This is a genomic window from Pseudomonas sp. B21-040, from assembly GCF_024748695.1.
Taxonomy (GTDB): Bacteria; Pseudomonadota; Gammaproteobacteria; order Pseudomonadales; family Pseudomonadaceae; genus Aquipseudomonas.
In genome coordinates this window covers 3,473,431-3,500,414 of sequence record NZ_CP087176.1, presented here as the reverse complement: position 1 = coordinate 3,500,414, position 26,984 = coordinate 3,473,431, and the positions used below count along the sequence as shown (strand labels likewise).

Here is a 26,984-nt window from a genome sequence, read left to right as displayed (position 1 = left end):
CTCTGACAATTCCAACAAAAGAGAGGCAATACCAATGGGTGTGTACGACTACAAAAACTTCAACACGGCAGACTCCAAGGCGTTGTTCACCGACGCCATGGCCATCACGTTGTATTCCTATCACAACCTCGACAACGGCTTTGCCACCGGCTATCAGCACAACGGTTTCGGCCTGGGTTTGCCCGCGACATTGGTCACCGCGTTGCTGGGCGGCACCGATTCACAGGGCGTCATCCCCGGCATTCCCTGGAACCCGGATTCGGAAAAAGCCGCACTGGACGCGGTGCAAAAAGCCGGCTGGACACCGATCACCGCCACGCAGTTGGGCTATGACGGCAAGGTTGACGCTCGCGGAACGTTCTTCGGCGAAAAGGCCGGTTACACCAGTGCGCAAGTCGAGATCCTCGGCAAGTACGATACTCAGGGACACTTGACCGAAATCGGCATCGCCTTTCGCGGCACCAGCGGCCCACGAGAAACCCTGATCAGCGATTCCATTGGTGACGTGATCAACGATCTGCTGGCGGCGTTGGGCCCCAAGGATTATGCAAAAAACTACGTCGGCGAAGCCTTCGGCAACCTGCTCGGCGACGTGGCGGCGTTCGCCCAGGCCAATGGCCTGTCGGGTAAAAACATCGTGGTCAGCGGCCATAGCCTCGGCGGCTTGGCGGTCAACAGCCTGGCGGACTTGAGCACGGATAAGTGGGGCGGGTTTTTCTCGGACTCCAACTACATCGCCTACGCGTCGCCGACTCAAAGTGGCACCGACAAAGTACTCAACGTCGGCTATGAAAACGATCCTGTGTTCCGGGCCCTCGACGGTTCAACGTTCAACCTGTCGTCGGTGGGTGTGCACGATGCCGCCAAGGAGTCGGCGACCGACAACATCGTCAGCTTCAACGATCACTACGCGTCGACAGCGTGGAATGTGCTGCCGTATTCCATTCTCAACATCCCGACCTGGATCTCGCATTTGCCCACCGCTTACGGCGACGGCATGAACCGGGTGATTGAATCGAAGTTCTACGACCTCACCAGCAAAGACTCGACGATCATCGTCGCCAACCTGTCGGACCCGGCGCGCGCCAATACCTGGGTTCAGGACCTCAACCGCATTGCCGAAACCCACAAGGGCAGCACGTTCATCATCGGCAGCGACGCCAACGACCTGATTCAGGGCGGGCAAGGCACCGACTACCTGGAGGGCCGCGACGGTAACGACACCTTCCGCGATGGTGGCGGCTACAACATCCTGTTGGGCGGCAAGGGCAATAATGTGCTGGAGTTGCAGGCGTCGTCGAAGACCGTCGAGTTTGCCAATGACGGCGCTGGCACCTTATACCTTCGCGATGCCAATGGCGGCATCAGCATTACCCGCGACATCGGCAGCATTGTCAGCAAGGAACCGGGATTCCTGTGGGGGCTGTTCAAGGACGATGTGACCCACAGCGTGACGGCCAACGGGCTAGTGACCGGCAACAACGTGACCGCATACGCCTCATCGGTGAAGGGTGGCGCCGGGGCCGATACGCTCAAGGCGCAGGCCACGGGCGATTGGTTGTTTGGCCTGGACGGTAACGATCAACTGATCGGAGGCAAAGGCAACGATGTCTTTGTTGGCGGGGCGGGGAATGACCTGATGGAGTCGGGAGGCGGGGTCGATACGTTCCTGTTCAGTGGCGCCTTTGGCCAGGACCGGGTCGTGGGCTATCAGGCAAACGACAAACTGGTGTTTCTCGGGGTTCAGGGCGTGGCGCCCACCGATGATTTTCGGGCACATGCCACCACCGTCGGGCATGACACGGTGCTGACATTGGGTGGGGATTCGGTGACGTTGGTGGGGGTTGGACTGGACAGTTTGTCCGGTTCGGGGATTGTGATTGCCTGACAGTGTTGGGGGCCGGTAAGGCCCCCTTCGCGGTCCTCAGTCTTCCGGGCGCACCGTGGCCACATCCTTGGAGTTGACCTTGATTTTGGTGCCGGAAATATCTTCAAATTCGTAGAATCCGTCTTTGGTCTTGGTTTTCGGCATGTCCTTGGTCAAATACTGAGTGCCGTTTTGCAGGGTCACGACCGTCGGTGTCGAGCAGCCGGCCAGGGCTAACAAGGCTGCTGCGGCCAGCGGTAGACCCAGGGTTTTGATGTTCATGTTCACCTCATGCAATGCTGAAAAAACCTCTATGTCGGTTGGTGCCATCGATTGGCAGAAAGTTCGATGCCAGCCCGAAAATGACTGAATAACGCCGCCGCTTATCCTTTTCCGTTTGCACCGTACCGCGGGGAACTGTTATCTGTACGCATAACCAGTACTCGCTTGCCATGGCGCTTTTCCCTGTGACTGCAAACCCCCTCGACGATCCGTTCTATTACCTCAACAACTTCATGCAAGTGCTTGACTGGCTTGAACATCGTTATGCCGATGTATTAAGTGTAGAAGAACACGCCTTCATCCGTGATTTCGCCCGGCTGCCTCGGGAGTCGCGGGCGCTGCTGGTCAGAATGGTGATGCGCAAGGGCGTGCATTTTCGGGCCGGTAAACTCAGTTACATCGAGATCGGTGACATCGCCAGTGCTGTCGCACCGTTGTTGGCGGCGGGCTGGATTGATGAGACGACGCCCTTGCACATCGAGGAATTATTCGAGGTGCTGCTCAAGGGCGAAATTCTTCAATGCTTCGGCGCGCTGATCGATCAACCGAAGGGCAAAAAGGCCGATTGGCTCGCACAGTTGAGTGAACAGTTTCCCGAGGCACAACGCTTTGCCCAATGGTGTCCGGCACTGCATGACCGGCTGTTCACCTTGACCATCATGGACCTGTGCGACCGGTTTCGGCTGATGTTCTTTGGCAACCTGTATCAGGACTGGTCGGAGTTCGTGCTGGCCGATCTGGGCATTTTCACCTATGAAAAAGTCGAGTTCAGCCTCGAATCCAGGGGCCTGCACAGTCGCCAGGATGTGGACGCCTGTGTATTCCTGCATCAATGCCAGCAGCATTTCGAGGCGGGCGAACCGGTGGCGTCCATCGTCGAGCGGATCAACGGCCTGACACTTGGTAATCCCTGGCTGCAGCGACGTCGCGACAAGTTGTTGTTTCAGATAGGTCAGCATTGCGAGCGCATCGCCGATTTCGCCGGTGCGCTGACGATTTACCGCGACTGTGCCTTTCCCGGCGCTCGCGTGCGGTTGATTCGCGTGCTGGAGCGTTGTGGTGACTATCAACTCGCCCTGGACCTGGCGACGCTTGCCGAGCAATCGCCGCAAAGCGCCTCCGAGCATCAGCATTTACTACGAGTGTTGCCCAGGCTGCGGCGCAAACTGGGCGGTCCGGCGCTCAAGCGGTCAGCCCCCCGGCCAATGGAACGCCTGGACCTGCAACTGCCAAGAACCGATCTGGCGTTATCGGTGGAAGGTTACGTTCAGGCCCACCTCGCCGAAGAACTGGCGCCGGTGCATTACGTCGAGAACAGCCTGATCAACTCACTGTTCGGATTGTTGTGCTGGCCGGCCATTTTCGCGCCAGTGCCGGGGGCGTTCTTTCACCCGTTCCAGCGTGGGCCGGCTGACCTGCTGCATGAAGACTTTTCAGCGCGCCGGGCCGAGTTGTTCGACGCCTGCCTGGCTGAGCTCGATGACGGCCGTTACCGGCAGACGATTCGTGAGCGGTTTGCCGCCAAGTGGGGCGTTCAGTCGCCCTTTGTATTTTGGGGAGTGCTGAGCGAAACGTTGCTGGACCAGGCACTCGATTGCCTGCCGGCGGAACACCTCAAGCACTGGTTCAACCGACTGTTGCTGGATATCAAGGCCAACCGCGCCGGCATGCCGGACTTGATTCAGTTCTGGCCCCAGCACAAGACCTACCGCATGATCGAAGTCAAAGGCCCCGGCGACCGGCTGCAAGACAACCAACTGCGCTGGCTGGAGTTCTGTCACGAGCATCAAATGCCCATTGCCGTCTGCTACGTGCAATGGGCGGAGCCGGGCGCTTGAGCTACAGCATCGCGGTACGGGCATTGTGCGAATTTACCGCCAAGGTCGGCGACCTCGACCTGCGTTTCACCCCGTCGCCGACGGCGCTGGAAGGCATCGTCGGGCACCGTACCGTCGCGTCCCGGCGCAGTGACGGTTATCAAAGCGAAGTCGCCCTTGAAGGCGTGCACAAAACCCTGAAGGTAAAGGGCAGGGCGGATGGCTATGACCTTGGGCAAAACTGCCTGGAAGAAGTCAAAACCTATCGCGGTGACTTGAGCAAACAACCGCCCAATCACCGGCAACTGCATTGGGCGCAGGCGAAGATCTACGGCTGGTTGATGTGTCAAAAACTGGAGCTGACACAGATCAACCTGGCGCTGGTGTATTTCGACATCGTCAGCGAAAAGGAAACCTGCCTGGTCGAGGCGTTCAGCGCAGCACACCTGCAGCAGTTCTTCGAGCATCACTGCGAGCTGTTCCTGCAGTGGGCCGAGCAGGAAATGGCCCATCGCGAGGCGCGCAATCAAGCGGCGCAGCAATTGGCTTTTCCCCATGCCGGGTTTCGTCCTGGGCAACGGCATTTGGCTGAATCGGTGTTCAAGGCCGTCAGTACCGGTCGCTGTCTGATGGCGCAGGCGCCGACAGGCATCGGCAAAACCGTGGGCACACTGTTCCCGATGCTCAAGGCCCTGGCGCCGCAGCAACTGGACAAAGTGTTCTTCCTCACCGCCAAAACGCCGGGGCGAAAGCTTGCGCTGGACGCTGCCCAGGTCATTCAACAAAGCGCCGATGCGCCGCCACTGCGTGTGCTGGAAATGATCGCCCGGGACAAAGCCTGCGAGCATCCGGACAAAGCCTGTCATGGCGAATCCTGCCCGTTGGCGCGGGGTTTCTACGATCGTTTGCCTGCCGCTCGTCAAGCTGCCAGCCACCTGAGCCTGTTGAATCAGGCTGCATTGCGCCAAGTCGCCCTGGATCATGAGGTTTGCCCGTATTACCTGAGTCAGGAAATGGCCCGCTGGGCGGACGTGGTGGTCGCTGACTACAACTATTACTTCGATTTCAGTGCGCTGCTGTTCGGGCTCGCCCAAGCCAATAACTGGACCGTCGCGGTGCTGGTCGACGAAGCCCACAACTTGGTGGAGCGTGGCCGGCAGATGTACAGCGCCAGCCTTGATCAATCGACCCTGCGTGACGTACGCAAAACCGCGCCCGAAGCGCTGAAAAAGGCTTTGCAGCGGGTCAATCGGGAATGGAATGCCCTGCATAACCGGCAACTCGGCGCCTATCAGGCGTACGACAAAGCACCGGAAAAGCTGCTTCAAGCCTTGTTTTCGTGCAGCGCAAGTATCGGTGACTACTTGAACGATCACCCGCAAGGACTGGACAGCGCCCTGCAAAATTTCTACTTCGAGATGCTGCAATTTTGCCGGGTGGCCGAATGCTTTGATGAACAGTTCCTGTTCGACATCAGCAAGCGCGACCTCGACCGCCAGCGGCCATTGTCACAGCTGTGCCTGCGCAACGTAGTGCCGGCCGGCTTCATCCGCCCGCGCCTGACCGCTGCGCGCAGCACGGTCTTGTTCTCTGCAACCCTCAGTCCAAAGCACTATTACGCCGACCTTCTGGGTACGCCTGAAAATACGGTGTGGATTGATGTCGAGTCGCCGTTTCAGGCGGATCAGTTACAAGTGCACATCGTCAGTCAGATCTCGACACGTTTCGTCCACCGGCAGGCGTCGCTTGAGCCGATTGTCGAGCTGATCGCCCGGCAATTTGGCGAGCGCCCCGGGAACTATCTGGCGTTCTTCAGCAGCTTCGATTATCTGCAGCAAGTGGCGCAGTTACTGGCCGAGCGTCATCCGCACATCACACGGTGGTCGCAGTCCCGGGGAATGGGGGAGGCACAGCGTCAGGACTTTCTCGACCAGTTCACCACGCACAGCCAAGGGGTTGGCTTTGCGGTGTTGGGCGGTGCGTTTGGTGAAGGCATCGATTTGCCTGGCGCACGCTTGATCGGCGCCTTCATCGCCACGCTGGGCCTTGCGCAACTCAATCCGGTCAATGAACAGCTGAAACACCGCATGGCCGCCCTGTTTGGTGCCGGGTATGACTACACCTACCTGTTCCCAGGCGTGCAGAAAGTGGTGCAAGCGGCAGGGCGAGTGATCCGTACCCAGCAGGACCAAGGGGTCGTCATGCTGATTGACGACCGGTTTGGCGAGAGCAAGGTTAAACAGCTATTGCCACGCTGGTGGGCGTTTGAACCGACGAATCTTCGCGCTTTCGAGTAGGACTTTTTACGTTATAGAACAGCGACATATCTTGAAAGACACGCCGATTTGAACAAACGCCCGATCACCGCTTTATTCAAAGGGCAGGCAATCACTTTCAAGCGAATCTTTGATAAGGAAATCAAGGTATGTCAGTTGCACCGAATTACGCTTACACCCCGGCGCAGGTCACGGCTGCATTCAATGAAATCAAGACCTCGTTGTTCAGCGGGATCATCGCCCAGACCACCCCAAAGGTATTGATTGTTGCGGGGCTGCAAGGCTCCGGCAAAACCTATCTACTGGAAAACCACCTCTTACCCACCCAGCGCTACGAGCAATTCGTTCGTCTTTACGTGCCCGAATACCGACAAAAACACCCCCTGTATGCCGAGATGATCAAGCTCGGCGTCCTGCATGCCTATGAGCACACGGAAACCTTCGTTCGAGAACTCAGTACCAAGATCTTCACCGAAGCCTTCACCCTCAAATACAACATCATTGTGGAGTGCGCCTTCGACAGCATCGATTTCGCCGCATTTCCTCCGCTGGCAACCGCTGCCGGTTACCAGTTCGAGACGCACATCGTAGGTTGCAATCAAGCGTTCGCTCACCTGTCCAGTATCAAGAGAGCACTCAAGAGCCTGGAAAACAGGGAGCTCGAACGGTTTGTCACGGTGTCGGCGCTGGAAGCCGGCATGAGTAACGCACAAGCAATCATCCTGGCCTTCGAGACCGCCTCGAAAGCAGTCAGCGGCTCACAGATCACGGTGTATGAACGTGGGCTGGGCGGATTGAAAGAGCGGGTTTCGCGTTTCCAGAAAATCTATTCCAACGCCGCCACCGATGTCGTTTCTCCTACGGCCCCAACCGCTTACAGCACCTATGGCAACATCATCAACAACCACATCTACACCAAGAGAGAACGTGACGAGATGGTTAAGGAATGCCACCTGGCACTGCTCAAAACCCAGGCACACGCAGCGCAAGTGCCTGACTTTGTCTACAACGACCTGCAGGCTTACATCGTCAAGTACGTGTACCGATAAGTCGTAGCCATTCGGCGGCGAAGCGATGACAGTCTCCCGGCCAGCGAGCGGTCAGTAGCTGGCCATCGCGCACGACGAAGCCTCGTTGTGGCTGGTCTGCTGAATCACGTACGGCGAGAAAGGGGCCCCGCAGGAAATCTGCGGGGCTGGAAAGGGCGGCGGTGACTTCCGCCTCGACAGTCTGCGGGTAGGTTCGGTAATAACGCCCAAGCCAGGCAGCGGTCATTACCCAGGCCGGCAATTCCATGGTGTTGGCCACCAGTGCAGTGACCTTGTGCCCTTGTAACACTGAAAGCCCGGTGTCGGGATCAACCGTGCGGGCGAGCAGCAAAACACCGTGACACACCGCGGCAACCGGTTTGTCGGCCTTGAAAAAGTGCAGGGCAATTTGTTGTGCCTGAGTGGATTCCAGCACGCTGCGCATGCCCTTGGCATGGCCGCCAGGAATCAGCAGGCCCTCGAACTGGCTTGGGTCGACATCGGCGTAGGACAGCGGTTTACGAAAGGCCGTGTCTTCGATCATCTGCCTGTAGCTGTCAAGATCAGGCTCGCGCGTCATCAATAAAGGGTTCAGCGGGCCAAAACCGATATCCACCAACCGCGAATCGGCGTAGGCAGGCAATCCTGAGGGCGTGGCAAAGCACACATCGATCCCGGCTCTGTGCATCGCTTGCCAAGGCACGCTGCTCTCGGTCGGGTCGTAGTCAGAAGTCGGCAACAGAATCAGGATCATGGGGGCGCCTTTTGTCAGCCAGAAATGGCCATTGGCATCGAGCATAGGGGGTCTGGTGCCAGTACTCCACCGAACATGCACCTTGCGGCTTTCCAAACCCATGGTTTACCGCATACTCCATAAAAATGTTAATCCCGGGTGTAGTCGATGAGTGAGAAGTCGTCCAAAGTAAACTCCATCGAGGAAATGCGCTTTCGCCTGTTGATTGATGCAGTGGTGGACTATGCGATCTACATGATCGATCCGGATGGCATCATCACCAGCTGGAACTCTGGCGCCCGGCGATTCAAGGGTTATGAGGAAGCGGAAATTCTCGGCCAGCATTTTTCAAGGTTCTATACCGAAGAAGATCGACGTGCCGGTTTGCCCCAGCGGGCGCTGGACACGGCAAATCGGGAAGGGCGATTCGAAGGCGAAGGCTGGCGGGTGCGCAAGGACGGCACGCACTTCTGGTCGCACGTAGTCATCGACCCGATTGTCGACCCGAGCGGCAAACTGCTGGGGTATGCCAAGATCACCCGGGACCTGACCGACCGGAAAATCGCCGAGGAAACCCTCAAGCAAAGCGAGCAACAGTTTCGGTTGCTGGTTCAAAGCGTCACCGACTACGCCATTTATATGCTCGACCCCGAGGGACGCCTGACTAACTGGAACCCTGGCGCCCAGCGCATCAAGGGCTACCGGCCCGAAGAAGTGATCGGCCAGCACTTCTCGATGTTCTATACCCCTGAAGACCGCGCAGCCGGTGAGCCGCAGCGGGCCCTGGCGATTGCCACACAGGAGGGGCGATTCGAAAACAAGGCCTGGCGGGTGCGCAAGGACGGCACGCGGTTTCTGGCCCATGTGGTGGTCGATCCGATATGGGGCGAGACCGGCAGGTTGCTTGGTTTCGCCAAGATCACCCGTGATATCACCGAAGCCACCCAGGCACAGCAAGCCCTGGAGCAGACCCGCGAAGCGCTGTTCCAGGCGCAGAAGATGCAGGCCATCGGCCAATTGAGCGGCGGGATCGCCCACGATTTCAACAATTTGTTGACGGTCATCCTCGGCAATCTCGAAATCGTCCGCAAACGGGTAGGGGACGACCCGAAATTGACTCGTTTGGTCGACAACGCCCGGCAGGGTGCCTTGCGCGGTGTGACCCTGACTCAGCGCATGCTGGCCTTTGCCAGACGTCAGGAACTCAAGTCCGAATCCGTGGGAATACCCGCGTTGGTGGAAGGCATCAGTGGGTTGTTACGCAGTTCTCTGGGGCCTTCCGTAGCGCTCGACATGCAGTTTTCAACAGAACTCAAACCGGTCATGGCGGACGTCAACCAGCTCGAACTGGCGGTTTTGAACCTGGTCAGCAATGCCCGGGACGCCATGCCCGACGGCGGTAAAATCATCATCTCGGCCAAGTCCTCCGAGCTTTGCGACCAAGCCGCGTTATCGCTTGATAACGGTCCGTATGTCTGCTTGAGCGTGACCGATACCGGCGAAGGCATGGACGCTGACACCCTGGCTTCAGCGATGGATCCGTTTTTCACCACTAAAGGCGTCGGTAAAGGTACGGGCCTGGGGCTGTCGATGGTGCATGGCTTTATCGAACAACTGGGCGGGCGGTTCATTCTCAGGAGTCACAAGAACATCGGCACCACTGCCGAATTATGGATTCCTGTTGCTACGACCACGTCAGTAATCAAGGCCGCCATCGAAGAAGAACAATCAGAACCGGTGGCCCGGTTGTGTGTTTTGGTAGTCGACGACGACAGCCTTGTGTTGACCAGTACCGGCCTGCTGCTGGAAGACCTGGGTCACCGGGTGATCAGTGCGGCCTCAGGTGCTCAGGCGCTCGAATTGTTCGACAGTGAGCAGAACATCGACCTGGTGATTACCGACATGGCCATGCCTCATATGAATGGCGCGCAACTGTCACAGGCCATTCGGCTGAAGAAGCCGGAAATGCCGATTGTCCTCGCTACCGGATACGCCGAGCGTCTGGAGGGTTTTGCGGTCGAACTGCCGCGCTTGTCCAAACCCTTCACTCAACTCAATCTGGTGGAAGTCATTGCCCAGGCCATGAAGTGATTGCCGCCCTGCAAAATCCCCGGCGTTTGGGCAAACGCCGGGCTTTCCTGATGTTGGTATCTCAAGATCAAGCGGCGAGGTTACCGTCGCCCAGTTCTTTTTTGTATTGCGCCTTCAGCGTTTCCATCTGCGCGCCTAACTCTTCCAGGGTCGCTTTCCCCAGCAGCTTTTTCGCTTGAGGGAACATCTCCGTTTCTTCCTCTTCGATGTGGTGTTCCAGCAGCTCCTTGACCACTTTGACTCGACCTGCAAACTCGGGAGTGGAAGGATCGGTCATTTTCAGGTCCGGTAGCACCAATGAGTCCACGGTGCGGTGTTCTTCCTTGGCTTCGTAATACATCACGTCCTGCTCCTTGCCTCCGGCCTTTTTATAAGCCGGGTACAGGACTTCTTCCTCAAGCCGGGTATGAATGCTGATTTCCATTTCCAGTTTGGCCAACAACTCTGCGCGTTTTTTAATACCGCGTTCGGTGGACTCACTTAATTGGCTCAGGATGCCTTTTACACGTTCATGGTCAGCTTTCAACAGATCAATGGCGTTCATGGTCAGTCTCTCAAATCAACGTGGGGGTAGCGAACGGACTCATTGGCCGACAGTCGCTTGAGGTGATGGAGCATAAGGCGTGCCGCCATTCAGCCTGATCAAGATTCCATAAAAATCAATCACATAAACGCCGGTGTGGTTCGCTGCGGTCGTGCAGGCTGCATGAGTCCAGGATTTGGCCCATGCAGTTCGCAGTGCAATACGACCAAGCGCTGCAACGTGTCTACGTCTTACCGTTTCAAACATGAATTTGGAGTCAAAAAAAACCCGGCAATTGCCGGGTTTTTTTTCGACGCTCAGGCCCGCTCTTCAAGCTGTTCGCGCAACTGATGAGACTGATTGGCCGACCTCGGAATGGGCGGAAAATCTTCGTTGAGCAGGCGCAGATGCTCAATCGCTTCCTGAAACTTCACATCAGCTTTTCGACGCAGGGCTTGATAGCGATCAAACTGCTCTGCGTCCAGATCGTCGCCCTCCAGCAACTCAAAAGCACTACGGCTTAACGCTTGGGCTTCTTCGAACATCTGATGATTGCGTTCCAGAGCGAACGCACGGCAGGCTTTGATTTGATCGGAGGAAGAACACTGGATCATGACCGGCACCTTGTTTTTATGTGGGGGCCCTTATAAGAAACGTCTTCGCCGCAGGGGGACCAGACCTGCCAGGCCCGCCAGATAATGTCAGGCGGGTGGGGCTGATGTTGTGACCACCGGACCCCATAGGGTTTCAAAAAATTTTGCGCAAAAAAATCGATAATCCACGGCATAAAGGCTTGAGTGAACAATCAATTTATTTGTTTTTTCCGGTGTTCATAGCGCTCCAGCATGGGTTGCGTGCTGAGTCCGTGAGCCAGGATACTCAGGGCTACCAAGGACAGCGTCATGTCGGTGCATACCGTCGCGGTTGATTGCCCTAACCCATGGTTCAAGGCGTAGAACAGGTAGTACAGGCTGCCGATTCCGCGTATGCCGAACCAGCCGATCAACAGCCTTTGTCGCCAGTCGAGTAGCGGCCCCCATGGTATGACGGCAACACACAGCGGCCGGATCAGGCAAAACAAAACCGCCCCGATCGGCAGTGCGCGCCAGTCCCAGTGTGCAATCAGCACGACACCGAGCAGGGTCACCAGAAACACTTCCATGGCCCGTTCCACCAGGCTGCCGAAGGCGAGCATGTCACCCATCATGATGCCCGCCGCAACCTGCGTGTCTTCGAGGTGCTCGGTATCGCCATGCACGGCATGCTGCGGCTCGACGTTCTGATGACCGACCACAGGCTGGACCAGATGCTCGGCGGGCACTTCATCATGACGGGTGGTGCTGACCTCTTCCTGACGAAGGCCAAGGCCAGCGGCAAACACTGACAAAAACCCATAGGCATGGATCGACTCGGCCCCGACATACGCCAGGGCGATCAGGGCCAGGGCCAGGTAGTCATTGGGGGACAGCGTGCTGTCATCGTTGCGGATTCGCAGCAACAACGTCAGGCGTCCAATGCCGCGCCCCATCCAGTATCCGCTGAGCACGCCGGCCGGCACCGCCCACAACACGCTTCGCAATAACCAGTCCCCCAGCCAGCCGGGTTGACTGTCATGTTGCAACAAGAGCAGGCCAAGAATGACGAAGGGGAAGGCGATCCCGTCGTTGAGCCCGGCTTCGCCCGACAGACCGAAACGTACGGGGTCGTCATCCCGGGCATCGTTGACTTGCACGAGGCTGGCCAGCACCGGGTCGGTCGGTGCGAGAATCGAACCGATCAATACCGACGCGCCCCAAGACAATGCAAACCCGTAATGCAACAGCAGGCACACGCCGGCAATGGTCAACACCATGACCGGCGCCGCCAGCCCCACCGCAATCCGCCAGTTTTTATCCTTGAACGGCAAGCGTAATTTCAGCCCGCAGACAAACAACGAGAACAGCACCGCGACTTCCGTCAGGTGCTCCATCCAGTTGGCTGCGTCATCGGTGTTCAGCTTCAACAAACCCAAGGCGCCTGGTCCAATGACAGCGCCCAGCACCAGGCACACCGCCGACGTGGTCACTGGCATCCATCGCAGGTACGAGGAGGTCAGTGCCAACGTCAACAGCACGACGCCCAACACCGCGACCCACAGGATGAAACTCATGGTTTGCTACTCGCCAGGCAGGTGTCGCGATGGTTCGTGCATGACTCTTCAGCGGCCCGTGATGTGGGCTTACAAGTATTGAGGGGGAAATTTGGCAGGGGTTCATTTTTTCTGGCGAAACCACACCCTGTAGCAGCTGGCGCAGCCTGCGTCCGGCTGCGCAGCAGACGCCACAAGCACGGCTGCTGCGCAGCCGGACGCAGGCTGCGCCAGCTGCTACAAAGGAATAGTCGTTGTTGCTAGGCCTTGTGGTTACGCAAACTGCGCTCCATCCGCGCAATGCCTTCTTCGAGCAACGCGCGCGGGCAGCCGAAGTTCAGGCGCACGAATTGCCGGGCGTCATCGCCGAAATCCAGGCCCGGGCTCAAACCGACCTTGGCCTGGTCCAGGAAGAACTGCTGCGGGTTGTCCAACCCCAGCGCCGAGCAGTCGAGCCACGCCAGGTAGGTGCTTTGCGGCACATTCATGGTGATACCCGGCAGGCGGGTGCGAACGGCGTCGACCAGGTAATCGCGGTTGCTTTGCAGGTAAGCGCTCAGTTCCGTCAGCCATGGCCCGGCTTCGCTGTACGCGACGCGGGTGGCTTCCAGGCCCAGCGGGTTGACGCTGTCGACCATGCCGCAACGGGCGTGGTTGACCTGCTCACGCAGGGCGCGATCCTGAATGATCATGAACGAAGTTTTCAGGCCGGCAATGTTGTAGGCCTTGCTCGCCGACATCAGCGTGATCGTGCGCCGGGCGATGTCCGCGCTCAGGGTCGCCATCGGTACGTGCTTGCGCCCGTCAAAGCACAGCTCGGCGTGAATCTCGTCAGAGATGATCCACGCGCCCTGTTCCAGGCAGATGTCGGCAATTGCTTGCAGTTCGTCCCGTGGAAAGGCTTTGCCCAGCGGGTTGTGCGGGTTGCTCAGCAGCAGCGCGCCGCCACCTTGCAGCGACTGGCTCAGGGTGTCGAGCGGTGTGGTGTAGGTGCCGTCGGCCTGTTCATTGAAATTCAGCTCGACCTTGTTCAGGCCCCAATGGCCCGGTGCGTGGCGCAGTGGCGGATAGTTGGGAACCTGCACCACGACGTTTTGTTGCGGCTGGACCAGCGCTTTGAGGGCCATGTTGAAGCCCGACTCGACGCCCGGCAGAAAGATCAGCTCTTGCGGCTCGATGCGCCAGGCGTATTTGTTCCAGAGGTCGGCGACGATGGCTTCGCGCAAGTTGTCCGGGGCCACGCTGTAGCCGACCATCGGGTGTTCCAGGCGTTTTTGCAGGGCCTGGATGATCATCGGCGGTGCGGCGAAATCCATGTCGGCCACCCACATCGGCAACACATCGGCCGGGTAGCGGCTCCATTTGGTGCTACCGGTGTTATGGCGGTCGAACACCTGATCAAAATCGAAAGTCATGCGCGGTCTCGTAACGGCGGATTAATCATGCCGGCCATGATAAGCGCCAAATCTTGTGGGAGCGAGCCTGCTCGCGAAAGCCCGCAGTAAAACCCTGTGGGAGCGGGCTTGCCCGCGATTGCTTCGGCACAGTCAACATTTATATCGGCTGAATCACCGCCATCGCGGGCAAGCCCGTTCCCACAAGGATCGTGCCGATGGGTACAGAGGCCGACAACTGGCCGACGGTCGGTTTTCACACCGATTGCCAATGCGCGGACTACAGTTTGAGGTGTCGGCAGTCCGTCTGCCGCCACCGTGATTGATTGAAAAGTCCGGCAAAGCACCGGATTTCCACCTGATCAGGAGTGCACGATGGACCTCAGCCGTCGTCAGTTCTTCAAGGTCGCCGGCATCGGCCTTGCAGGCTCTAGCCTGGGGGCGTTGGGCATGGCCCCGACGCCTGCCTTTGCCGAACAGGTGCGTCACTTCAAGCTCACCCACACTCATGAAACCCGCAACACCTGTCCGTATTGCTCGGTTGGTTGCGGGTTGATCATGTACAGCCTGGGCGATGACGCGAAGAACGTCGCACAAAATATCATCCACATCGAAGGTGACGCCGACCACCCGGTCAACCGCGGCACCCTTTGCCCCAAAGGCGCTGGCCTGCTGGATTTCATTCACAGCCCCGGTCGGCTGCAATACCCGCAGGTACGCAAGCCCGGCAGCAGCGAGTGGACGCGCATCTCCTGGGATGAAGCGCTGGATCGCGTCGCCGACCTGATGAAGGCCGACCGCGATGCCAACTTCATCGAGAAGAATGCCCAAGGCCAAACAGTGAACCGCTGGCTGACCACCGGTTTCCTCGCGGCATCGGCGGCGTCCAACGAAGCGGGCTACATCACCCACAAGGTCATTCGCAGTCTCGGCATGCTGGGGTTTGATAACCAGGCGCGTGTCTGACACGGCCCGACGGTGGCAAGTCTTGCCCCGACGTACGGCCGTGGTGCCATGACCAATACCTGGACCGATATCGCCAACGCGAATCTGGTTCTGGTGATGGGCGGCAACGCAGCAGAAGCGCACCCGTGCGGTTTCAAATGGGTGACAGAAGCCAAGGCGCACAACAAGGCGCGGCTGATCGTGGTCGACCCGCGATTTACCCGCACGGCCTCGGTGGCCGACTATTACGCGCCGATTCGCACCGGTACCGACATCGCCTTCATGGGCGGTCTGATCAATTACCTGCTGACCGAAGACAAGATCCAGCACGAGTACGTGCGCAACTACACGGACGTGTCGTTCATCGTCAAAGCCGGGTATGGCTTCGAGGACGGGATTTTCAGCGGTTACGACGTGGCCAAGCGCAGCTACACCGATAAGTCCGGCTGGGGCTACGAGCTCGGTGAGGACGGCTTCGTCAAAGTCGACCCGACCCTGCAAGACCCGCGCTGCGTCTATCAACTGATGAAGCAGCACTACAGCCGCTACAACATCGATCTGGCGAGCCAGATTTGCGGAATGCCGGTCGATGCCATGCAGAAAATCTGGGAGGAGATCGCCACGTGCTCGGTACCGGGCAAGACCATGACGATTCTTTACGCCTTGGGCTGGACCCAGCATTCGATCGGCTCGCAGATCATCCGCAGCGCGGCGATGGTGCAATTGCTGTTGGGCAACGTCGGTATGCCGGGCGGCGGCGTGAATGCCTTGCGCGGGCACTCCAACATCCAGGGCCTGACCGACCTCGGCTTGCTGTCCAACTCACTGCCGGGTTACCTGACGCTGCCGGGCGATGCCGAACAGGATTACGCGGCGTACATCACCAAACGCACGCAAAAGCCGCTGCGGCCTGGGCAATTGTCCTATTGGCAGAACTACAGCAAGTTCCACGTCAGCCTGATGAAAGCCTGGTACGGCGCCAATGCCACGGTGGAGAACAATTGGGCGTACGAGTACCTGCCGAAGCTGGACATCCCCAACTACGACATCCTTAAAGTGTTCGACTTGATGGGGCAGGGCAAGGTCAATGGCTACTTTTGCCAAGGCTTCAATCCGATTGCGGCGTTGCCCGACAAAAACCGGGTGATGGCGGCGCTGGCCAAATTGAAATGGCTGGTGGTGATGGACCCACTGTCCACCGAAACCTCGGAGTTCTGGCGCAACGTCGGGCCGTACAACGATGTGAAAAGTGCCGACATCCAGACCGAAGTGATTCGCCTGCCCACCACCTGTTTCGCCGAGGAGGACGGCTCGCTGGTCAACAGCAGCCGCTGGCTGCAATGGCACTGGAAAGGCGCGGACGGTCCGGGCGAAGCGCAAACCGACATTCGGATCATGGCCGAGCTGTTCCTGCGTCTGCGCCAGCGCTATCAGGCGAAGGGCGGCGCATATCCCGATCCGATCCTCAAGCTGTCGTGGCAGTACAAGATTGCCGACGAACCCACACCGGAAGAACTGGCCAAGGAAATCAACGGTTACGCCGCCACCGATTTCACCGATGCCACGGGCGCGGCGATCAAGGGCAATGCGCAACTGGCCGCGTTCAGCCAGCTCAAGGACGACGGCAGCACGGCGTCTGGCTGCTGGATTTTCTGTGGCAGCTGGACCGAAACCGGCAACCAGATGGCCCGGCGCGATAACAGCGATCCGTTTGGTATGCATCAGCACCAAGGCTGGGCCTGGGCCTGGCCGGCGAACCGACGGATTCTTTACAACCGTGCTTCGGCCGATCCGCAAGGCAAGCCATGGGATCCGAAAAAACGCCTGGTGTGGTGGAACGGCAAAGTCTGGGGCGGCACCGATGTGCCCGACTACAAGGCCGACGTGCCGCCGGAAGCGGGGATGAGCCCGTTCATCATGAACCCCGAAGGCGTGGCCCGGTTTTTTGCCGTCGACAAAATGAACGAAGGCCCGTTCCCAGAGCACTACGAGCCGTTCGAGACACCCATCGGCATCAACCCGCTGCACCCGCAAAACAAGAAAGCCACCAGTAACCCGGCAGCGCGGATCTTCGATTCGGTGTGGGATACCCTCGGTGTGGCCAAGGACTACCCGTACGCCGCCACCAGTTATCGCTTGACCGAGCATTTCCACTTCTGGAGCAAGCATTGCAAGCTCAACGCCATTGCCCAGCCGGAACAGTTCGTCGAAATCGGTGAAGTGCTGGCGAAGGAGAAGGGCATCGTCGCCGGTGACCGCGTGCGCGTCAGTTCCAAGCGCGGCCACATTGAAGCGGTGGCGGTGGTGACCAAGCGGATTCGTCCGTTGCAGGTCAACAATCAAGTGGTGCACCAGATCGGTATCCCGTTGCACTGGGGGTTTACTGGGCTTACGCGCCACGGTTACCTGACCAACACCCTGGTGCCGTTCCTCGGCGATGGCAACACACAGACCCCGGAATCCAAGTCATTCCTGGTCAACGTGGAGAAAGTCTAAATGGCCAGCCAAGACATCATTGCCCGTTCGGCCACCACGACAGTCCCGCCTTCGGTGCGCAATCAGGAGGAAGTGGCCAAACTGATCGACACCACCAAGTGCATCGGTTGCAAGGCCTGCCAGGTCGCCTGCTCGGAATGGAACGAGCTGCGCGACGATGTCGGGCACAACCTCGGCACTTACGACAATCCGCAGGACCTGAGCGCAGAAACCTGGACCCTGATGCGCTTCACCGAGCATGAAACCGATGCCGGCAACCTTGAGTGGCTGATCCGCAAGGACGGCTGCATGCATTGCGCCGAACCCGGCTGCCTGGCCGCGTGCCCAAGCCCCGGGGCGATCATCAAGCACGCCAATGGCATCGTCGACTTCGACCAGGACCATTGCATCGGCTGCGGCTATTGCATCACCGGCTGCCCGTTCAACATTCCGCGAATCTCGCAAAAGGACCACAAGGCGTACAAGTGCACGCTGTGTTCGGACCGGGTCGAATTCGGCCTGGAACCGGCCTGCGTGAAAACCTGCCCGACCGGGGCGATCGTGTTTGGCACCAAGGAAGACATGAAAGAACACGCCGCCGAGCGCATCGTCGATTTGAAAAGCCGTGGCTTCGAAAATGCCGGTCTGTACGACCCGGCCGGCGTTGGCGGCACCCACGTGATGTATGTGTTGCACCACGCCGACGCGCCGCAGCTGTACGCCGGGCTGGCGAAAGACCCGGCAATCAGTCCGTTGGTGGGATTGTGGAAAGGCGTGAGCAAACCGCTGGGCTTGCTCGCTATGGGCCTGGCGGTGCTGGCCGGGTTCTTCCATTACGTGCGCATCGGGCCGCAGGTGGTGGAAGAGGATGAGCATCCCCCAGGTAAAGACCCGGCGGTGCATGAGGTTGACCCATCGGTTCATACCTATGATCCGCGGCGGGAGGACAGGCCATGAGCAACAAAACGATCCTGCGTTATACCGCCGGCCAGCGCACCAATCACTGGCTGGTCGCGATCCTGTTTTTCATGGCCGCACTGTCCGGGCTGGCGTTGTTTCATCCGGCGCTGTTCTGGCTCAGTAACCTGTTTGGCGGTGGCCCGTGGACGCGCATCCTGCACCCGTTCATGGGCGTGGTGATGTTCGTGCTGTTCCTGGGCCTGGTGATCCGCTTCTGGCGGGCCAACTTTTTTATCCGTAACGACGGCTTGTGGCTCAGGCGGATCGACAAGGTGATTCAAAACGAGGAGGAGGGTGTGCCGCCCATCGGCAAATACAACCCCGGGCAGAAGCTGCTGTTCTGGACCTTGCTTGCCTGCATGTTGGCGCTGCTGTTGACCGGACTGGTGATCTGGCGCGCGTATTTCAGTGCGTACTTTGGCATCACCCTTATTCGTTGGGCGATGTTGCTGCATGCGTTGGCCGGATTTGTACTGGTGCTCAGCATCATCATCCACATCTACGCCGGCATCTGGATCAAGGGCTCGGTCAGCGCCATGGTGCATGGCTGTGTCAGCCGTCCCTGGGCGAAAAAACACCATGAACTCTGGTACCGCGAAGTGACCCGCGACGAACAACCGGACCGGCCAATCAGCAAAAAAGGATAAGCCCTTGGCGACGATTCTTGAGCCTGGAGAGATTGAAGCGGCGGCGAGTTCACCGCCGTTTCTGTATAGGCCGCCGCACAACCTGTTCACCTTGCGCGCCTTACGCCTGGAGCGCCTGGCCGAAGGGCATCCACTGGCGGATTACCTGCGGCTGGTGGCCGGTGTGTGTCATGTGCAGCAGCGCTTGATGGACGATCCGCCGGTCACAACGCCGCCTGATCCCGAACGAATCAAGGTCTGCCAGGCGCACGGCTTGCCACCACTTGCCGCCGACAGTCTGGTACGCGAGGGCCATTGGTTGCCGTACCTCGGAGCGTTGTTGCAGCGCTACCAACCACCGCCACAACCCGCCGTCGAAAAAGCCCTGACGACATTGCGCAACACCCGCGACGGGCAACTCAAGGCCTGGGCGGTGGCCTTGGTCAGCGGCCAGTTCACGCTGCTGCCGGCCGCGCTGGTGCCGTTTCTGGGAGCTGCGCTGCAAGCGGCCTGGAGTCACTGGCTGCTGAACACGCCGGGGCTGGATCTGAAACCCGGTGACGCCCTCAATCAATGCCCGGCCTGCGGGTCGCCAGCGATGGCGGGGGTGATCCGTCACCGAGGCAAACACAACGGTTTGCGCTATCTGGTGTGCTCGTTGTGCGCCTGTGAATGGCATGTGGTGCGGGTCAAATGCGTGTATTGCGAGCAAAGCAAAGGCCTGGATTACGTCAGCCTCGATGACGACCGCCACGCGGCCAATCAGGCACCGCTGCGTGCCGAAACCTGCCTAGGTTGTCGCAGCTATTTGAAGTTGCTGTACCTGGAAAACGACGCCGAGGCGGAAGCGCTGTCGGCAGACCTGGCCAGCCTGATGCTCGACATGCGCCTGGAACAGGAAGGCTACTCGCGTCCGGCGCCCAATTTGCTGCTGGCCCCGGGGGTGACTGAACGCTTCACTTGAGCTCAACGGCTACACTCAGGCGCGACGGTCAATCGTTTCCGGGAGCGCCTGATGTCTTCAACGTCCGCCAGCCAAACCTTGCGGCTGCCTTCCATCGACAGTTTGTTGCGTCATCCCGCCTGCCAGCCGCTGGCCGAGCGCTATGGCCGGGACGCGCTGCTGGCGAGCCTGCGGCAATTGCTCGATGACTTGCGCGAACCGGTCCTGACGGGCCAACTCGATGCCGTGGAAATCAGCCCGCAGGTCTTGGCGGGGCGGGCGGGCGAGCGCTTGGCGCAACAACACCAAAGTCATGTGCGCCGGGTGTTCAACCTGACCGGCACCGTGCTGCACACCAACCTCGGGCGGGCATTGCTGCCTGAAGTCGCCATTGAAGAGGTGCAAATGGCCGCACGCTATCCGCTCAATCTCGAATTTGATCTGAACAGCGGCAAACGCGGTGACCGTGACGACCTGATCGAAGGGTTGATCCGCGAATTGACCGGCGCCGAAGCGGTGACGGTGGTCAACAACAACGCGGCGGCCGTGCTGCTGACGCTCAACAGCCTGGGGGCGCGCAAGGAAGGGATTATTTCCCGGGGCGAACTGATCGAAATCGGCGGTGCGTTCCGCATTCCCGACATCATGGCGCGGGCCGGGGTGCGCTTGCATGAAGTCGGCACCACCAACCGCACCCATGCCCGTGATTACGAAGCCGCCATCGGCCCGCGCAGTGGTCTGGTGATGCGCGTGCATGCGAGCAATTACGCCATCGAAGGATTCACCGCACGGGTGCCGACCGCCGAGCTCGCGCAATTGGCGCACAACCATGGGTTGCCGCTGCTCGAAGACCTCGGCAGCGGCAGCCTGCTGGACCTGACCCGCTGGGGCCTGCCCGCCGAACCGACGGTGCGTCAGGCTTTGCTCGATGGCGCAGATATCGTGACCTTCAGTGGCGATAAATTGCTCGGTGGACCGCAGGCCGGGTTGATTGTCGGGCGCAAGGACCTGATCGCCAAGATCAAGAAAAACCCGCTCAAACGTGCGCTGCGCGTCGACAAACTGACCCTGGCCGCGCTCGAAGCGGTGCTGGGTTTGTACCGCGATCCCGAGCGGCTGGCCGAACGTCTGCCGAGCCTGCGGCTGCTGACACGACCCCAAGCCGACATCCTCGCGCAAGCACAACGGCTGCAACCTTCGCTGGCTCAAGTATTGGGTGACGGCTGGAGTGTCAGCGCGATGCCGGCACTGGGCATGATCGGCAGTGGCAGCCAACCGGTGGCGCGCTTGCCGAGCGCCGCGTTATGCCTGCGGCCAAACGTGTCCAAGCGTCTGCGCGGCCGGCAATTGCTGGGGCTGGAAGCTGCGTTGCGTCAGTTGTCTATCCCGGTGCTGGGCCGAATCGACGACGATTCACTCTGGCTGGACCTGCGCCAACTGGATGACGAAGCGGCATGGCTGGCGCAACTCGATCAATTGTCAGTCGAGGGGCGGGCAGGGTGATCGTCGGCACCGCAGGGCACATCGATCATGGCAAGACCGCGTTGTTGCAGGCGTTGACCGGGCAGGCCGGCGACCGTCGCCGGGAAGAACGCGAGCGCGGCATGACCATCGACCTCGGCTACCTCTACGCCGCGCTGGAACCGGGCGCCGGGTTGACCGGGTTCATCGACGTGCCCGGCCACGAACGTTTCACCCACAACATGCTGGCCGGGGCGCAAGGCATTGATCTGGTGCTGCTGGTGGTCGCCGCGGATGACGGCGTGATGCCGCAAACTCGCGAACATCTGGCGATTGTGGAACTGCTGGGGATTGCTCGGGCACTGGTGGCGATCACCAAGTGCGACCGGATCGAACCGGCCAGGGTGTCCATCGTGCGCGGGCAGATCCAGGCGTTGCTGGCATCGGGCCCTTATGCGAACGCGCCGCAGATCGCCCTGTCGAGTGTCACCGGGGAAGGTGTCGAGGCACTGCGCCAGGCTTTGCTCGACGCTCAGCGTGAAGTGCGCCAACGCAGCACCAGCGGCGGTTTTCGCCTGGCGATTGATCGGGCTTTTAGTGTCGCCGGTGCCGGGATCGTGGTGACGGGCACCGCGTTGTCCGGGCACGTGGCGGTGGGCGACACCCTGGTGCTGAGCCCGCAGGGCAAGCCCGTACGCGTGCGCGGTCTGCATGCGCAAAACCAGGCAGCAGACACAGCGATGGCCGGTCAACGCGTCGCACTGAACCTGAGTGCCGAGCGATTGGCGCTGGATCAGATCCACCGTGGTCATTGGTTGCTGGCCGAGTGGCTGTTTGCGCCGACTCAACGCCTCGACATCGACCTGCGTTTGCTGGCCAGCGAAGCCAAAACCTTCGAGCACTTTCAGCCGGTGCATGTTCACCTGGGCACTCAGGACGTAACCGGGCGGGTGGCGCTGCTGGAGGGTGCCAGCCTGGTGCCGGGCGGGCGGATGTTTGCGCAGGTCTTGTTGAATGCCCCCGTGCACGCAGTCAAGGACGACCCTTTGATCCTGCGGGACCAGAGTGCCCAACGCACCCTCGGCGGAGGCCGGGTGCTCGACCCGTTTGCCCCGTCCCGGCACCGTCGCAGCCCCGAACGGCTGGCGCAACTGCAAGCCCTCGACATCGGTGACAATCTGGAAGCGGTCTTGCCGGCGTTGTTGGCCCACAGCGATACGGGCCTCGACCCCCGACAACTGGAGCGTCAATTCAACCGTCCACGCGCGACGTGGCAATTGCCCGATGATGTGCGCCTGATCGAGACCCGCCAAGGTCCATTGCTGTTCAGTTCGGCGCGCTGGGAAGCGTTGAAAGCCCCCTTGCTGGAACACCTCGCACGCTTCCATCAATTGGAACCGGACCAGATGGGCCCGGACCGGGATCGCCTGCGTCGGTTTGCCGCCTCCGTGCTGGAGCGCCCGACGTTCATCTGCCTGCTCGACGAATTGCTGGCCGGTGGCGCTATTGTCACCAGCGGTCCGTGGCTGCATTTACCGGCTCATCGAGTGCGCTTGAGCGACGACGACGAAGCCCTGTGGCAGCGCTTGCAGCCGCTGTTCGAGCAGGCCGGTTTCGATCCGCCGTGGGTGCGCCATCTGGGGCATGACGAGGCGACCGTGCGCTTGCTGCTACGCAAAATGGCGCGCCTGGGACTGCTGCATCAGGTGGTGCGGGACCTGTTCTACACCGACGCGATGACCCGTCGGTTGGCGGCTATGCTGTTGCAGATGGCCGAGCTTGATCCGGTGATTCAGGTCGCGGCGTTTCGCGATGCAGTGGGCCTGGGGCGCAAGCGCAGCATTCAGATTCTGGAATACTTCGACCGTATTGGCCTGACCCGGCGCATGGGCGACAAACGCCAGATCCGTCCCGACAGTGCGTTAGCCCGAGAACCAGAGCTCCGACAACCAGAGCCCCGACAACCCGAGGACTGATTTCCAGGAAGGCAATCGCGCCCGGTGGCGCGGCCGGGCTTCAAACCCGGTTGGGGACGGCATCCGTTCCCGGGCAGGTTCGACTCCGGCTGCCTTCCGCCAATTTTTGTGTCACAGCGGCCCGAGATTCAGCGGGTATTGGATGACCACGTAAACCCGGTCGATGTCATCGCCCGCCTGGGCGGTATTGGCGCGATGAGACACGTGCGACAGTTGCAGCGACAAGCCCTTGGCTGCCCCGGACTGCACGATGTAGCGCACGTCGATGTCGCGCTCCCAATGACGTCCGCCATCGCCTTGTTGTGGCACATACGTGCCGGTCTCCGCGTCGAACGGGTTATAGGCGCCGCCCTTGGGCGCGTGGGTGCCGTCGATCTGGCTGCCTTTGACATACCGTGTCATGAAGGCCAGACCGGGAATGCCATAAGTGCTCAGGTCGAGGTCGTAGCGGGCTTGCCAGGATTGTTCGTGGGCGCCGTTGAAGTCGGCGTACTTGATCGAGTTGGCCAGGTAGATGGAGTCGCCACCGACGAAGTCGAACGGGGTGTCACCGTTGATTTTTTGGTAGGCCAGCGTGAAACCATGGGCATCGATGGTGTATTTGCCCGACAGGCTGAACGCGGTGTTGTCGATGGCGCCGGCCAGTGCCTCGCCCGTGTCCCGCGTGTGGTAGAGATTGGCGTCGACGAACACTCCCGGCTGTTTCAGATGCACATTGGCGTAGTACTGATGCCAGGTGTCGGTCAGTGTTGAAGCATAGAGCGCGCCGCCGACAGGGCTTTGGGTGAACAGGTCGGCACCGGCAAACGAAATGCCACCGGCGTCGGTGTTAGCCCCGTAACCGGAAAAATTGCCCTTGCCCGAAGCGCTGTCCTGATTCTTGAATGCCGTGAAGTGGCCTGCCTGCAGGTTCATGCCATCCATTTCGCGACTATTGAGCAGAAACCCCGTGGCGTACTCTGGCTGCAGGCGTTTGTCGGCGGTGTCGAACACCGGGGCTTCGACCATCATTTCGCCGAAAGCCAAGGTGGTCCTGGAGGCCCTGACTTTCAGCGCGCCGCCACCACTGGAGTAGTTGTCCTCACTGCGCCCATCGCTGCCCACCGGCAGCAATCCAGTGCCGGAATGACCTTTGCCACTGTCGAGCTTCAGCCCCAAAAAAGCGTGGCTATCGAGGCCAAACCCAACGGTGCCGGGCGTGAAACCGGACTCGAAAGCGCCAATAAAGCCTTGCGCCCACTCGGCCTTGTAGCTTTTGCCCGATGGTGAAGGCGACCGGTAGTCACTGTTGAGGTAGAAGTTGCGGTTGAGCACATTCAGCGTCGCCCCTTCCAGAAATCCTTGCGGGTTTTGTTCCGACTCATCAGCCCGCGCCGTTGCGACGGTGCCAGCGCACATCAGAGATAAGCAGAAAGCGGCTTTTTTCGAAAAAAACGTCATGGTTCAATGGCCACCTGATAGCGACTCCGCGCGTACGGAGTCGCTATTTTTTGCTTAGTGGGCTTCCGAAGCGCCGAACATGCTCTTGGCGTAGATCAGGCCCAGACCGTAGGCACCGCCGTTGGCAATCGAGGTTTTTACGGTTTCGTCGTAAGTTTCGCCGCGCGCCCAGTCACGCTGCAATTCAAGCAGGTATTGCAGCGAAGTCATCGGCCGGGCACCGATCTGGATCATGCGTTGCATGGCCATTTCGTGCGCTTCGGTGGTGACGTCACCACAGGCATCGGCGATTACGTACACCTCGAAACCCTGGTCGATGGCCGACAGTGCCGGGCCAACGATGCACACGGACGTCCAGAGACCGGCGAGGACGATTTTCTGTTTGCCGATTTTGTTGACTTCAACAGCAATGCGCTCGTCTTCCCAGGTGTTCATGCTGGTACGGTCGATCACGTTGTGTTCCGGGAATACCGACTTGATTTCGTCGAAGATCGGGCCTGAAAAGCTCTTCTCGGCCACGGTAGTAAGGATGGTCGAGACCTTGAAACCACGGGCCGCCTTGGCCACCAGCGCGGCGTTGTTGCGCAGGGTCACGGCATCGATCGACTTGGTCGCAAAGGACATCTGCGATTGATGGTCGATCATGATCAGGGTGTGGTCGGTCGGGGTCAGCAGGGTTTTGCCGGGGACTGCTTTTGCAATGGCCATGATGATGTCCTTACGGGTGAGTGAGGAGGCCATGGTCGCGAAGATTCAGGCTCGGATATTGAGTCGATGTGCTGTGTTTGGATTTTTTTTTCGAGGTATAGCGATACATCACGCATTGTTGCCGTCGTACTGTCAAAACTCCGTCTATGCTGCCCTAACCGTTCCCCTACCTTTGCAGCTATCAGCAAGGAGGCATCCATGGTGCCCACACCTCTGTCCGAGAAATCGTTGACCCGCAGCATGCTCGATGTACTGATTCGTGCCGGGTTGATTGTTGTTCTGGTGCTGTTTTGCTTCGAGATATTCCAACCGTTTCGCGACTTGATGCTGTGGTCGGTGATCCTGGCAATCACGCTCTACCCGTTGCAACTGCGACTGATGGGGTCGCGGGGACGCAGCGAGGGGCGTGCTGCAACGATCATTGTGCTGATTGCCATCGCTATTCTGGTGGTACCGGTCTATCTGTTGGGCACTTCGATTGGTTCGTCGGTCGGAAACGTCATCGACCTGGTGAAGGAGGGAACCTTCCAGATCCCGCCGCCGCCCGAGTCGGTCGCGACGTGGCCACTGGTGGGTAAATCGCTCTCGTCGATATGGCTGCAGGCCTCCTATGACCTTCCCGACCTGATAGCGAAGTACCTGCCGCAGATAAAAGGCGTCAGCGTCGGCTTGTTGACCAAGATTGCCGGTGTCGGGGCGGGTTTGCTGATGTTCATTGTCGCCCTGATCATCGCCGGTATTTTCATGGCCCATGGAGAGGCCGGCACCCGCGCCGCGGTAGAGATTGCGTCTCGCGTCAGCGGTCCTGACAAGGGGCCGAAAATCGCCGAACTGTGCACCGCAACCATCCGTGCCGTTGCGCTCGGCGTGGTCGGCATCGCGTTCATTCAGATGCTGCTGGTGGGTATCGGCTTCGTGCTCAAAGGCATCCCGGGCGCAGGTATTCTTGCGATCTTTGTGTTGCTGCTCGGCATCATGCAGTTACCAGCCACGCTGATTACGCTGCCGGTGATTGTCTACGTGATGGCGACCGAGGGGCCCAACACGAGGACCATCATCTTCTCGGTCTTTGTGTTCGTTGCCGGTCTGGTGGACAACGTTCTCAAACCGCTGTTGCTGGGGCGAGGCGTGGATGTGCCAATGCCGGTCGTGTTGATCGGCGCGTTAGGCGGCATGGTCACCAGCGGCATCCTTGGACTGTTCATCGGGCCAGTGGTGCTTGCGGTCGGCTATCAACTATTCTGGCAGTGGGTTCAGGATCGGCCGGAGGACGGAGCAAATCCGTAACCATGAACACGCAGAGTCATGAGC

The 26,984-nt window shown here is 59.6% G+C and carries 20 protein-coding genes and 1 tRNA gene; 13 read left to right on the top strand and 8 right to left on the bottom strand.

Features of this window, described 5'->3' with window-relative positions; genetic code table 11:
• Window positions 1-34 precede the first annotated feature (34 nt).
• Window positions 35-1,888, top strand: coding sequence for a polyurethanase (locus LOY55_RS16135; RefSeq protein ID WP_109786934.1), 1,854 nt, complete (start codon window positions 35-37; stop codon window positions 1,886-1,888).
• A gap of 36 nt (window positions 1,889-1,924) precedes the next feature.
• On the opposite strand, the gene LOY55_RS16130 is transcribed toward LOY55_RS16135, so the two are convergent.
• A complete protein-coding gene (locus LOY55_RS16130) occupies window positions 1,925-2,149 on the bottom strand; it encodes a YgdI/YgdR family lipoprotein (protein WP_046033166.1) in 225 nt (74 codons plus the stop codon).
• 170 nt (window positions 2,150-2,319) lie between these two features.
• On the opposite strand from LOY55_RS16130, the gene LOY55_RS16125 reads away from it, so the two are divergent.
• The 3 genes from LOY55_RS16125 to LOY55_RS16115 all read left to right on the top strand — a co-directional run bounded on the left by LOY55_RS16125 (window position 2,320) and on the right by LOY55_RS16115 (window position 7,291).
• Window positions 2,320-3,987, top strand: coding sequence for a VRR-NUC domain-containing protein (locus tag LOY55_RS16125; RefSeq protein ID WP_258665734.1), 1,668 nt, complete (start codon window positions 2,320-2,322; stop codon window positions 3,985-3,987).
• A complete protein-coding gene (locus LOY55_RS16120; RefSeq protein ID WP_258665732.1) occupies window positions 3,984-6,263 on the top strand; it encodes an ATP-dependent DNA helicase in 2,280 nt (759 codons plus the stop codon). The genes LOY55_RS16125 and LOY55_RS16120 overlap by 4 nt, the downstream gene beginning before the upstream one ends.
• Before the next feature lie 128 nt (window positions 6,264-6,391).
• Window positions 6,392-7,291 carry a zeta toxin family protein gene (locus LOY55_RS16115; protein WP_109786932.1) on the top strand — a complete coding sequence of 300 codons (900 nt, stop codon included), beginning with the start codon at window positions 6,392-6,394 and terminating at the stop codon, window positions 7,289-7,291.
• Here LOY55_RS16115 and LOY55_RS16110 read toward each other — a convergent pair.
• Window positions 7,272-8,024, bottom strand: coding sequence for a DJ-1/PfpI family protein (locus tag LOY55_RS16110; RefSeq protein WP_258665730.1), 753 nt, complete (start codon window positions 8,022-8,024; stop codon window positions 7,272-7,274). The two genes, LOY55_RS16115 and LOY55_RS16110, sit on opposite strands and share 20 nt — an antisense overlap.
• A 147-nt stretch (window positions 8,025-8,171) precedes the next feature.
• Between LOY55_RS16110 and LOY55_RS16105 the strand changes: the two genes are divergently transcribed.
• On the top strand, window positions 8,172-10,094 hold the full coding sequence (locus LOY55_RS16105) for a PAS domain-containing sensor histidine kinase (RefSeq protein WP_258665728.1): 1,923 nt from the start codon (window positions 8,172-8,174) through the stop codon (window positions 10,092-10,094).
• Between the two features lie 67 nt (window positions 10,095-10,161).
• On the opposite strand, the gene LOY55_RS16100 is transcribed toward LOY55_RS16105, so the two are convergent.
• From LOY55_RS16100 to LOY55_RS16085, 4 genes are all read right to left on the bottom strand, one after another.
• Window positions 10,162-10,638, bottom strand: a complete 477-nt coding sequence (locus tag LOY55_RS16100; RefSeq protein WP_223525559.1) for a hemerythrin domain-containing protein — start codon at window positions 10,636-10,638, stop codon at window positions 10,162-10,164.
• A gap of 296 nt (window positions 10,639-10,934) precedes the next feature.
• A complete protein-coding gene (locus LOY55_RS16095; protein WP_223525560.1) occupies window positions 10,935-11,162 on the bottom strand; it encodes a hypothetical protein in 228 nt (75 codons plus the stop codon).
• 260 nt (window positions 11,163-11,422) lie between these two features.
• Window positions 11,423-12,766, bottom strand: a complete 1,344-nt coding sequence (locus LOY55_RS16090) for a sodium:proton antiporter (protein ID WP_109786930.1) — start codon at window positions 12,764-12,766, stop codon at window positions 11,423-11,425.
• A gap of 239 nt (window positions 12,767-13,005) precedes the next feature.
• The gene (locus tag LOY55_RS16085) at window positions 13,006-14,160 is read right to left on the bottom strand and encodes a MalY/PatB family protein (protein ID WP_223525561.1); all 1,155 of its coding nucleotides are present in this window, start codon (window positions 14,158-14,160) and stop codon (window positions 13,006-13,008) included.
• 354 nt (window positions 14,161-14,514) lie between these two features.
• On the opposite strand from LOY55_RS16085, the gene fdnG reads away from it, so the two are divergent.
• From fdnG to LOY55_RS16050, 7 genes are all read left to right on the top strand, one after another.
• Entirely contained in the window at window positions 14,515-17,580 is a 3,066-nt protein-coding gene (gene fdnG / locus LOY55_RS16080) for a formate dehydrogenase-N subunit alpha (RefSeq protein WP_258665725.1), read from the top strand.
• Window positions 17,581-18,516 (top strand): formate dehydrogenase subunit beta, encoded by a 936-nt coding sequence (fdxH, locus tag LOY55_RS16075; RefSeq protein WP_046033175.1) that lies wholly within the window; start codon window positions 17,581-17,583, stop codon window positions 18,514-18,516.
• A complete protein-coding gene (locus LOY55_RS16070) occupies window positions 18,513-19,166 on the top strand; it encodes a formate dehydrogenase subunit gamma (protein WP_258665722.1) in 654 nt (217 codons plus the stop codon). Before fdxH ends, LOY55_RS16070 begins: the two co-directional genes overlap by 4 nt.
• Before the next feature lie 4 nt (window positions 19,167-19,170).
• Window positions 19,171-20,109, top strand: a complete 939-nt coding sequence (gene fdhE / locus LOY55_RS16065) for a formate dehydrogenase accessory protein FdhE (RefSeq protein WP_258665720.1) — start codon at window positions 19,171-19,173, stop codon at window positions 20,107-20,109.
• 51 nt (window positions 20,110-20,160) lie between these two features.
• The gene (selA, locus tag LOY55_RS16060) at window positions 20,161-21,591 is read left to right on the top strand and encodes an L-seryl-tRNA(Sec) selenium transferase (RefSeq protein WP_258665718.1); all 1,431 of its coding nucleotides are present in this window, start codon (window positions 20,161-20,163) and stop codon (window positions 21,589-21,591) included.
• A complete protein-coding gene (selB, locus tag LOY55_RS16055) occupies window positions 21,588-23,525 on the top strand; it encodes a selenocysteine-specific translation elongation factor (RefSeq protein WP_258668345.1) in 1,938 nt (645 codons plus the stop codon). The genes selA and selB overlap by 4 nt, the downstream gene beginning before the upstream one ends.
• 6 nt (window positions 23,526-23,531) lie before the next feature.
• Window positions 23,532-23,627: transfer RNA gene (locus LOY55_RS16050), tRNA-Sec, on the top strand.
• 9 nt (window positions 23,628-23,636) lie between these two features.
• Here LOY55_RS16050 and LOY55_RS16045 read toward each other — a convergent pair.
• A complete protein-coding gene (locus tag LOY55_RS16045) occupies window positions 23,637-24,965 on the bottom strand; it encodes an OprD family porin (RefSeq protein ID WP_408980953.1) in 1,329 nt (442 codons plus the stop codon).
• Window positions 24,966-25,019: 54 nt separating this feature from the next.
• Window positions 25,020-25,673 (bottom strand): hydrolase, encoded by a 654-nt coding sequence (locus tag LOY55_RS16040; RefSeq protein WP_046033181.1) that lies wholly within the window; start codon window positions 25,671-25,673, stop codon window positions 25,020-25,022.
• A 198-nt stretch (window positions 25,674-25,871) separates the two neighbouring features.
• Between LOY55_RS16040 and LOY55_RS16035 the strand changes: the two genes are divergently transcribed.
• Complete coding sequence (locus LOY55_RS16035; RefSeq protein ID WP_046033182.1) at window positions 25,872-26,960, top strand: AI-2E family transporter; 1,089 nt, start codon at window positions 25,872-25,874, stop codon at window positions 26,958-26,960.
• The last annotated feature ends 24 nt before the right edge of the window (window positions 26,961-26,984 follow it).